Below are 11,266 nucleotides of genomic sequence, written 5' to 3' on the forward strand. Positions count from 1 at the left end.
CGCAGTAAAAAGTCACATTCTGATTTGATTCAACGACTCTACCCATTCCCTATCAACATGGATATTTTACCACAAACATGACCTATGCAGTTGGCTCCTGAATTAGGGGAATTCATATTTTCATTGAAATCTCCAAAAACACCGAAATCAATTGATTTTTTGTACTCGCTTTCGCCTACGTTGTTAGACTCATCAATCGTTCGCCGTCGGTCAGTGCATTGTCTTCGTTTTATAATCAAGACGGTCTGTTACAACAAATGTTGAGCATCCAAAAGATATCGCAATCCCACTGAGTCGCTTCCTGACCGGATTGTCTGGCTGGAATGTGTTCAACCAAAAACGCACCGAAAGGCTTCAGAATGACCTGGACACTGAACTCACAGATGAAGACGTCCTTGCTTTGGACGACACACATGCACCACATCCCTTTGCGAAGGGCACTCATTTTTATACTGGCTCTATGACAGAGCTAGCAAGACCTATACATGGGCTATGAACATTGTCGCATTGCACGCTGTTCGTCGGAAACGGCGTGGAGTATCCGTGATCATATTCTATTTGGAAGAATCCTGAAGTCGAAACAGATAAAGCACCCTCCAAGCTCGACTAGGCCTGGCAGATGCTTCAGGATGTGCGCAAGCAGGTATCTTGCCGTCTCTGGGTGGTCATGGTATTCTAGCAAACCCTTTCTACGCCAGTATGAGTGTGCAAATTTCGATTTGGATTACCCAGGCAAAGCGCAATACGAAGTTGTTCCGACGCCTCATTGAGCCCGGCACAGGACGTGAACGATTCGTTCCGAATACAAACCCAAGGATTTGATTCGTGGTGTGTATCCGCATTTAATGAGCAATTGAGGAAGTCCGAGGCCGGAAACCAGTAAAAGTTGAAGAACGTGCAATCGGACGTGAACAAGGTCACTAAACAAATCGCCTACATAGTAACCTTCGTATCAAACGGAAACGCGTTCCAGCCCCTGCTCAATCAGATGGGTGGACTAGATGACTTGGACAGCGTTGCCTGAGCTTTTCACTTTTTTCCTCGAAGGAAGAGCTACAGGATGAACGATCAACAACAGCAATGAGTATTTCACGAAATCTCAGTCTCAAACAAACCGGCTGACCGATGTACAATGGGATGCGCCGTCGCCCTTCGACGGCGTGACGCTGATCCTGTGGCCGAACGAAAGCGGCTGGCTGCTGACCGAAGCGCTAGTCCAGCCCGCAAGACCGCTGCTGCTGTTTTCCGGGCTTTGATACCCTTGGAACTCAGGCCGGACATACTCCCGCTGTACTTTGCGCGCAGAACGATTTGTAGACGATGTCCGCGAGGTTACACTGCCCTTACCAGTAACGGCTGGCGTTCCATATAGGATGCTTCAATGGAGTCGTAGGCGATCCCTGCGGAGTAACCCATGACAAAGTTTCAGAGGTTGTCGCGTCGAAATTTGCTTCAATGATGCCGCAGGCGATCCCTGCGGAGTAACGTGAGCGTGTATGTCCCAGCGGCAGCAGGCGCCCAAGCTTCAATGATGCCGCAGGCGATCCCTGCGGAGTAACGTGGTCAACCTATCGGCTACATCACGTCTTTGCAGGCTTCAATGATGCCGCAGGCGATCCCTGCGGAGTAACTCACATCCATTCGCCCATTGTATAGATAGCCGTCGGCGCTTCAATGATGCCGCAGGCGATCCCTGCGGAGTAACCTGTTAAACAACTCTTTCGTGCCGTCCGCAAAAACGCGCTTCAATGATGCCGCAGGCGATCCCTGCGGAGTAACCATTTTGGCAGTTTTTCTAAGGCTGCGCAATCTGTTGCTTCAATGATGCCGCAGGCGATCCCTGCGGAGTAACCCTTGCAAGCTAAGGCCAATGAGGTCAACGAACTGGCGGCTTCAATGATGCCGCAGGCGATCCCTGCGGAGTAACTTGCGAACACGGCTGAGCGTATTGACGACGACACGCTAGCTGCTTCAATGATGCCGCAGGCGATCCCTGCGGAGTAACTGAAGCTAAAGCGGAACACGAGCGATTGGTAAGGTTGCTTCAATGATGCCGCAGGCGATCCCTGCGGAGTAACCTGGATGGGTGGATCATACCGAACAAGATATTAAGCTTCAATGATGCCGCAGGCGATCCCTGCGGAGTAACTGCAGCGCTCTCGTCCTAATTGCAGTGCTACATTTCGAGTTATCTGCGCGAACCCGGCGGAGCTTCATCTTCCCAATCCCCCTCTCGTAAACAAAAGACTGTCACAAATGGCGCCCCAACCTGACGTTCTGTAGAGCGAGAACCCCCGCCATATTGTGCATCACTTCAGGTTCGCGCGGTATCCAGATAATAGCTGATCTCATACATGTAGCGGGTTAACTCACAAGTATAAACTGTCATAATACAGCAAGTTCCATTTGCACGATATACCTACTTGTAACAAACATGGTGTCAAAGCGCCGGCCGAAACAAACCAAGTCCATAATGCGACCCATATCCAAAAACGACAGGCCCAGTGATAGGTTCTGCGAACGTAATTCTCATGTATTGCCCAAATCGATCGGGAATCCGTTCCTTGGATGAACGTCCGGATCTCACAAGTTCGAAACCAAATGGATATGGCTGTTCGCTCGCCTTAGCCCCTATTCCTGAATGGTTAAGAGTATGCCAGCCATCAGCCAGAACCTCAGCGCTGACGATTTCCGGTAATCCCCTCAATCGTGCTTCATGACGAAGCTGGTCTATCGGCCCAAACTTCCCATGCTTTTTCCGGAACCAAGGATGATAGTATGGCGTACAGGACACCCAGGCGTGACTAGTCTGTAACAACGCAGTCTCATTCCCTATGTCACGCCGCGTTCCGATCCGCTCCAGTGTAACGGGCCACCGTCTTACATCGTACGCGCCGGAGACATCTCCACGCATTCGCGCCTTTCTTGGATTAAAGCTTCCAGATGTACACAACCCTCGGAGTCCACACAGCGACTGGAGAACCTCTTTAGACACAGGGAGAGGTGAATAGAACAATAAATGGTCAATATGGTTGTCTCCATCCGCATCTTCCGGAAGAAACAGCGAGTGCTGATGCCCCTCTTGAAGTGGACACCCCCGCTCATCTTTCCCGGATAGGACCTGAGGAACCCTGTCTGGCCCGAGAGACATCAGCGCCAATCGAAACAAGTTCCCGATTCGAATGGTATCTTCAAGTCTAGGTAGAGTTTTGCAAGTCAGACGATATCGCGCAACCTGCACCTCTTGTTCTGAGCACAGTATGGGCTTTTCTCCTTGCTCCATTTGATGTTGGACTGTCATCTATCGCCTCTCTCCTTTAGCTGTCTTCCACTCTGACAACGGTACGCCTCTAGTGAAATTCATCAGCCTCGCCACCTGAATCCGGCGAGCGACAAACACGTTGACGACATCGAGATGAATCAGCCCATTCTCCTCCCACAGCCCGGGATGACCGAGCAAACCGCGCACAGCCGCCAGCGAGATCGCTGGCCGCCAAATCGGCCAAGCGAACGCAAATTCGCCACCATCCATATAACCGCCGAGGATAAAAGCACGTACACGGTCTCCCTGAGTTCGCGGTGCAACGGTCAATGTAGAGATGCCGATCGCGGCCAAGCGATTGGCGCCATGCTGCGTATAAACCTTGTAATCAGCATCGGTTGGATCGCCTGCCATCAAGGCGTAACGCACGGCCTCCTCAGGATCCCAGCGAAACGAGAATGTAGGATCCTTCCGATGCCATGGAGAATACAACGCCTCTGCCAAACATTCCGCTGAAGAGAGCGTCACCGCGGACTTTCCACGACCGCGCCGCGGTGGAGCAACTTGATTTGGCACCTTCGCAAGTCGGTCGAGGAAGTGCTGATGCCCGCCGCCAAACAAGAGACAGATGGGCGTCGGGTCGACCGCGGCGGATTTAGCTTTTTTGTCATCCTTGACAGCACCATCACTCATCAGCGCTGCCAATAAATCCGCTCGATAACGACGCTTACAATCCGCAGCTCGCGCCGCCTCACAAAGCAGTTCGCGCGCGTCCTTCTGCACATAATCCAAGTCCAGGTGATCCCCGAATTGATGATCGCCAGCAAGCAGCGCAATCCCGTCTGCTGCTCGTTCCGCCACTTCCTCCCGCGACAGATTTTGCGACAGGTGAAGTAGCGGGTAGACCGGCGCATCGCTCCAGGAGACACGCGGGTATAGTCGTTTCTCCTGCTCCGTTTTTTGATCGAAAGCCTCCAAGGCACGCAACAATCCGAGCAACGCGAAAAATGCGAGTAGATTATCCGCCTCAAACCCGTCTAATCGGTAACATACGGTTGCCTTCATGCAGCACCTCCGTCTGTCGACGATGCTTCTTCTTCGGACACTCGATGATCTGCGAGACGAAGAATGGCCTCCATGCGCGCAAGTTCCCAAACCCCATAGCGATCTTTCAACGACTCATAGAGCGAGGGCCAGTCACGCCCATTCCACGCGTAGGCGAGCGATTGAGGACCATCCCCCGGTGCAAGTGTGCATACTTCACCGTCCGTGGTATACACCGGATCGACCGAATCGGCGTTACGCGCCTCCTTGTCCAGAGGATCGGCATGTGGAAAAAATACGCGGCCATAACCATGATGCGTGCCAATGAGCCACAGGACCAGTTCAGGATCTTGCGCTTGCGAAAACATCGGGTTCAGCGGAGCCAACCGCACGGATAGGCCCTCGTGTCGCCAACGGTGCGGCAGTCCGACTTTCTCACGTACTGTTGGCGGAATCACTTGCTTCGATTTAGCCAACAGATGCTTTGGATCTGGAGCAAGCAAGTCACCATACGCAAGCCACCGCTGGAACCGGCTATCCCCCTTCCCAATGTCATGCAGCCAACCCGCCACCCGGATATCGCGAACGCGCTCCTCCGACATGCCAGCCATTCTCGCAAACATTTCTGCCTTCTCACCGACACCGCGGCAGTGATCCCGTAACACAATCTCTTTGTTCGGCACTGGGGCGACTGCGTCGTCCTCGGTCGATGCGACAAGCACTTCGTCTTCAATTTGGACCCCGTGCTCCGCCAGCAAAACAACCCCAAGCGGTCTCCCTTGGTCATCCGTACCGTACAAATCCGTGATGACTGTAACCTTCCCACTTCTTTGCTTCACTTTGGTGACATTTGCACCCCTCGTGTCGTTCCCGGCACCCAACATGGTTAACCCATTTTGAATCGATTTTTGCGCCTGAATCATCCACCGTTCGCGACGGTCGGACTCGTCAACTCGGTTGTTGAATTCAAGCAGGTCGTCGAGCAAGTCCCTCCACGGACGTGAATGAGCTTCCGCCAGTAACGTGGCAAGTGCAACCTCACGACTTTCTGCAATTAACCCTGGAGCGATACGCACCGCAAATCTCCGTCTGGCAAACGCGTAATTCGCCTCGGTGCCGAGATCTACCACCACATCCTTGCTTTCCGGATTCCAACCGTCATGGTCCACGCCGCCGTATGATGCTGGGACGACAATCGTGTCGCCGGGTCTGATTTGTCCGGGAAACACCCAAAGAGAGCGGTCGTCGTCCCCGAGCCATCGAAATACCTTGTGCTCCGAAGGTGAGCGAGCTTGCGTCTCGTCGGGTGCCATTCCGGCAGCATCTGACAGCATTGCATCCACGTTTGGCACATGTCGAAGCCAGCGTTTGACTGCCCATACCGGGAGCTCGATCGCTTCGGCAACACGCGGTGGAACCAGTCCCAGCAATCGGCGAACCGTTGCAGAATCTTGTTCTGGGTGAAGATCGCCTCGCCAGATGACGGTAACAGCGTCTGGTTCTCGTCGATTCCCGTGCAAAAACAGCCCGACTTCTGGATCGGCGCTGGGAATGGGCCAAGTCTGACTGAGCAAATCCAAATGAGCCGGCAGGAGAACTGGCGCATCGGGCTTTGGCGAGAGCGCATCCGCCGGGATGGCATCTGCCTTCATGACCGAGTCGAAAGCCGCTAACCCGAAATCAAAGGTCAACGTCCCTTCATTCTCGGCCGACCGCTGCGCGTTCCGTGTCAGATAGTCCCACGCGCGTTGAATGGACGCTCCGTAGACAGAATCCCTGCTCTTCTCCTGGATGGCCGAATGTGCAGCGACAACTGAAGCGAACGTTGAAACGTCGCGGCCTGCACGGTTCAGGCGCCCAAATCGCTGGCGCAGCGAATCAATGGATGCTGCTTCCGTGACAAGACCGTCCAAATCGAGATCGACACCGACCTCAATACATTGTGTAGCGACCACAATCATGGGCTGCGAAAGAGATCTAACCTGACCAGCCAACGCCGACTCGGTTCGAATCTCCCTCAATATCTCCGCGATCTGATCCCGCTCGAGTGAACGCGACGGGCCAATGAGAAACATCGGTTTGATGTCCTGACCTGGAAACGCATCTCTCAGAACGGATTTCATCCCGTTAAACACAGCTCGAGCCCGCCCCACGCGGTTCACCACGACGCCAAATGCCGGCGCCTTTACTCCTGACGAATTGAGTTCAGCAAGACCACGCTTCACCTCATTGAGCACTTCCCGCACCAGTTGTTGCTGTTCCTCATCCGAACTTTCGGCGCGCGCTGGCGAAACTTTCGGCAACTGGTACAATCTCGTCGGCTTTGATGCTGTCCATCGCGCCCGAAAAATTGGATGCTCGTAATCTTCGGACCCTAGTTCAAATCGCTCTGCATCGTCCGATTGGGGTGTCGCTGTGAGGAGTGTATACCCCCACGAACTTTCAGACTCCGAATTCTCTCGCCATACATCTCCCCGATAATGCCTCACCCATTCCAGCGTCTGCCGAAAGGGTTCTGCGAGATGTGCCTCGTCGAGAAAAAATCGGCAATCCGCGCCAAGAAGCCCGGCATGAATGGACTTCATTCGATCCGATACGCCGTATCCCCGAAACAGCAACCGGGATCCGACTTGATCGACCGTTGAACATAGAATGGTTGGCTGCATCGGCGATCTCGCCCAATCTCCTTCATGCGGTACGCCGCCGCGGAGCCGCTGCACCATCAACGGAACACCGGAATCATCAGATAATGTCGCGAGTCGTTCCGCCACTGCTTTCGCAGTTTCCGCTTGTGATTGAGTCAACGCGTCCTTGATTTGATTGGCGTGACGATAGACATCGTCGACCACCAATCTCCTGTCGACGACGAACACAATCCGTACGGGAGCGTGCCGTTCGCGCAACCGATCCGCCTCCATCGCCAAATGGAACACGGCAATGTCCAGAACTGATGTTTTTCCCGCACCAGTGGGTAGGTCCAGAATGTCCGGCCACTTTCCTTCCTCCAGCACCTGTGCTGCGAGACGCTTCTGCCACGGAAACGGTTCAACGCCATGCACTGCATGAAAAAATGATGCAAAATCTTCTGACTCAAGCGGCCTGCTCACACAAAGTCCCCTCCATCCGCAACAGGTCGACAAAGGCCAAGACCAAGGTACCGTCCTGCCCCCAAAATCACCGGCCCGGCAACTGGTTCTGGAAACCGAATGACGACATGCGTCAACATCCTCCCGGACAGGTAATCTGGCAGCCTCCAACGCATCCAATGCGGTTGTTTTCCACCCATCGTCACAGATGGCGCACCTTCAAACGACGAATGCTTGTCCACAATGACAGCCGGCCTCACGCCGTCGCGCGTCGATACCATTTCAGGCTCTGGGAGTCCGATGTGTCGACAGGCTTGGACAATTTGACGCACGATTGCCTCCACTTGCGCTGTGCCCCGTTCGTTTACATAGCGATCGAGGACCATGGGCGTAACGGTTGCAAATGTCCTCGCAGGCTTACCCTTATCGTACACGTACAGTGCCGAATCGAGCGATTTCTTCTTAGGCTCCAGTGTAAGCGCCAATTTCATCGTTAGCGTGTTCGTTTCTCCGGAACCGAGCGGAACAACCATCACATGGCGCTGACTCCGTTCATCCCACTCGGTAATGCTGCGAAGCGCGCCCCGCCAGTCAGCCTCGTTAAACAGATGACTACCGCGTGGTGGCACAAGACCAAAACCAAGCAAATGGCCATCGGCGTAAGGAAAGCCCACGAAAGCAAGGGGCACAATGGACAAATGCGGCGCCACAGCTGGACGACCATTCGGCATTTTGCCGCTCACCACAGCGGGAGCAGAAACGTCCGCCTGGCTTAGTCTGTATCCCTCCACAATCCGATCTCGAATCGCTTTTGCAGCCAAAGCGGCGGCTCGGATGTCAGGCAACTTTTCGTTTGCATCTTCGCCTTCCACCGCTTCAAGCAAGAGCCATTCGGGAGAAAAAACGGATACTTGCGAATCACTCTGCACAGGTGGTTCGGTCGAAACCCACACGCCGGCGCGAGGGCGACGCCCAGCCTCAAACGCGCGAACCAGTTCGTCCAAGCGTCCGGGATAGACAGTACGTTTCACCGTCTGAACAGTATCCGGCATGTCCTCATCACTCAAGTACACACGGCAGCGAGTCAAGCATGAAGAATGTCCCACGTATGCAGTATCCAACGCCAGAGCGTTAAGCGTAGCAACTTTCTCTTCATCTATCGAGTGTGGCTCATTCCAGAACAACCTGAGAATCGGGTGCTCTGGCCTGGCCGCCGCAAAATGACGTGGCTGGCGCTCGCGTCTTGCCGGAATGAGATGCAACGCATGTACCTTTTTCGATGACGTGGCGTCGTTCGGTGGAACGTAGCTTGTGCGTTGGGTTCGCGACCACGCTTCGGACGCATCCAAAAGCGGCGCTTCCAATTGCTCCAGCCACTTCAACGCTTCCATTTCGTCCTCCGGCTCACCGTGCGCTGCCCATGTTGCAACAAGTGCAGAGAAAATTCGATCCGGTTGTGGCGGCCAATCTGGCACTGCGCTGTCCGGGCCGATCGCCGCGTATGAGACGCCAGACAGATACTCAATTTCGAGCACCAGCATCATTTTTCGTCGTCCGCCTCCCCACCCTTGCCCGAGAGCGCCAACCGTTGACTTTCCTTCACGATGTATACGAGCTTGTCCTGTGGCGTTAAACGAACCGGATCCGTAGCCAGGTTAAAACCTGCCTTCTGCGCTTCCTCAAAGGCCTCTTCGTAAAGATGACGAGCCGAATCGAGATCGACCTCTACCATGTCAGCCGTTCCATCCGGATGCACCACTTCAAGCGGGGCTAGGCCATGCGGAACGAGATCACATCGCGATCGCAACGAATAACCACGGAGATCTTGTTCAGCCAGCGCAAGTAAACCCAGCGCAGCAATCAGTGTACGGCCAAAGACGTCGCGGTCACGAGAGCCAAACCGCAATCGGCGCATCGCGGCAAAGCTGAGAACGAACGTATGTTCAGCGTGATCACAAGTGATACCAAGGGGGTCAACAGTTGGGAGAATGTTGCCGTGATTAACCTTCGATGGTCGAACCTTCTTAGCCCCTTTGCCAGCACCATCCTTCGTGACATCCCAAGTACCATCGTCCGCCTTGAACACTTCCACTTTTTTTTGAATGCCAAGCGGATCCATCCGACTCCCGGTCCTTCGTCCGGCTGTCCTCACCTCGGAATCGATATCCCGGCGGAGCGGCAATTCATTTGCACCCTGCCTCGTATCATTTTGTTGTCCCCGGGGCGACCCTAACTCAACCGGGACATCGATAGCCATGATTTCCGACACGAGGCAACGCGCAAATCGTGCCCCTAATCCTCCGCCGCCTCCTGTCGAATGCCACGCGCCGAACAGCAGTGCGGTCGGGGAAAGTTCGAGCAACGCGGAGGCATCGTCTGGCTTCGCCTGAGCGAGACGTATACCGATTTCACTTTGCATAAAAGGTTTTCCGTCGAACAGACTGTCACGCATAATCGCATCATAAACCCGGTGAGGTGCGTCGAGAGAGGTGATTTCAGAGAGCCCAAATATCCCGTGATCCTTGAAATCCACGATGAGATGCGGGATGCGGATACCATCCTCTCTGACTGCGGTGAGCAACGCTTCTTCCATTCTGTTGGCCTGCGATTGAACACTGTCCAAAAGGACGCACCAGATTTCAGTTCCGTTGATCTTTCGAACCTCATAGACGTGCTGTAGAGCGTCTCCACGATCCGCCGGATATGTCGGCGGGAAAATCTTGTCCCCTGGTCCACCAATCGGCTGCAATACCTGTCTTCTTCGCAGCGCAGCGTCACTGCGAACCATTTTTTCCAGTTGCGAAAAGGAAATCATCGGTCTCACCATCCGTTTAAGTAAAATATAGAAACTAATGCTTACAACATGCATCGAATGCTCTAGTGCTTTGAGGATGACGGTCGAGTACGGAACCCAACTGTCGAACAGCAAATGTGGTACAAATGACCACAGCTTATGTTTGGGTCAGAAGCGAGAACAGAACATCCGCTTCCCTCTTGAACATTTTTCCGACACCTGTAAAACAAGGTTGCGTTTGCAAGCGAAATCGTCTACATCACAGAGGCAATTGCGTTCATTCTCGGATCCGAGCAATGTTAAGGCAAGCGGCACATGTCTTTACAACTTCAGTACACCAAAAAATGAAAGTATTTCACCTTTTCACCAAGCCAAATCTCAGCCGTACCAAAGGCTTGCCGACTCAACTTGGCTGCGAAACCAAACTAAGTTGCCGAGGGGGGGGATTTGCCCCCCAATATGTAACCGCTTCCTCAGCGGTCAAACAGAGATTTCCTCCTGATTTTCCGCCATCCAACTATGAAAAAGCTGACCGTTACGCACATCGATGCGGCAACGTTCCATCTCACTCCGCTCACCTCCTAGGTCTAGGTTAGCACATTGGACTGGGTTTTTAAATATATAGATATACAAACAATAAAATTGACCTCATTATTCGATTCCGGTACAATGCCTTCATCCACTCTAAGATGGGTGGCAACATTGAAGCGCATAACTATAGATTCTGATTGGAGCCGTACGTAAACCTTCCACAGACTTAGTTCTGTGGCCCCCTTGAAGTCTTGCTGTGTACGACATCGAGCACATTATTCGTGACCTAAGTCGCGTCAAATCCGGCTCCGGGAGCGTGTCATCCGCATCTTCCCCAACCGGGAGTCAGTGATACGGCTGATCGGGGCACTGCTGATGGAGATTGACGAGGCGTGGACAACAGGCCGATGCTACCTGAACATGGAAGAATACTGGAAGTGGCGCAAGGAGTGTATTTGTCAAGCGAAAAATCCCCCACATGTTCACCGAAAAATCCCCCACCTAAAACTGGGCATCATGCAAGGTTTTGCTTTTCAAGCCACTCCTTCG

5 protein-coding genes, 1 pseudogene and 1 CRISPR repeat array are annotated in these 11,266 nt (G+C 53.5%); of the genes and pseudogenes, 1 reads left to right on the plus strand and 5 read right to left on the minus strand.

Annotation, left to right across the window (positions count from 1 at the left end):
• The first annotated feature begins 1,375 nt into the window (after positions 1-1,375).
• Positions 1,376-2,149: a CRISPR direct-repeat array (repeat unit 37 nt; unit sequence GCTTCAATGATGCCGCAGGCGATCCCTGCGGAGTAAC).
• Positions 2,150-2,440: 291 nt separating this feature from the next.
• Genes csb2 (J3482_RS11445) through cas7g form a run of 5 tightly spaced genes read right to left on the minus strand, consistent with a single transcriptional unit; the run spans position 2,441 to position 10,207 of the window.
• Entirely contained in the window at positions 2,441-3,301 is an 861-nt protein-coding gene (gene csb2 / locus J3482_RS11445; RefSeq protein ID WP_206922432.1) for a type I-G CRISPR-associated protein Csb2, read from the minus strand.
• Positions 3,302-4,327: a type I-G CRISPR-associated protein, Cas3-extension family gene (locus tag J3482_RS11450; RefSeq protein ID WP_206922433.1), complete on the minus strand. Its 1,026-nt coding sequence runs from the start codon at positions 4,325-4,327 to the stop codon at positions 3,302-3,304.
• A complete protein-coding gene (gene cas3g / locus J3482_RS11455) occupies positions 4,324-7,413 on the minus strand; it encodes a type I-G CRISPR-associated helicase/endonuclease Cas3g (RefSeq protein ID WP_206922434.1) in 3,090 nt (1,029 codons plus the stop codon). Before cas3g ends, J3482_RS11450 begins: the two co-directional genes overlap by 4 nt.
• The gene (gene csb2 / locus J3482_RS11460; protein WP_206922435.1) at positions 7,410-8,936 is read right to left on the minus strand and encodes a type I-G CRISPR-associated protein Csb2; all 1,527 of its coding nucleotides are present in this window, start codon (positions 8,934-8,936) and stop codon (positions 7,410-7,412) included. Before csb2 (J3482_RS11460) ends, cas3g begins: the two co-directional genes overlap by 4 nt.
• Positions 8,933-10,207, minus strand: a complete 1,275-nt coding sequence (gene cas7g / locus J3482_RS11465; protein WP_236018163.1) for a type I-G CRISPR-associated RAMP protein Csb1/Cas7g — start codon at positions 10,205-10,207, stop codon at positions 8,933-8,935. Before cas7g ends, csb2 (J3482_RS11460) begins: the two co-directional genes overlap by 4 nt.
• 807 nt (positions 10,208-11,014) lie before the next feature.
• Between cas7g and J3482_RS22150 the strand changes: the two are divergent.
• Positions 11,015-11,266 (plus strand): annotated as a pseudogene (locus J3482_RS22150) (transposase); the annotation flags it as partial.

The organism is Alicyclobacillus suci (assembly GCF_017329615.1).
GTDB lineage: Bacteria > Bacillota > Bacilli > Alicyclobacillales > Alicyclobacillaceae > Alicyclobacillus > Alicyclobacillus suci.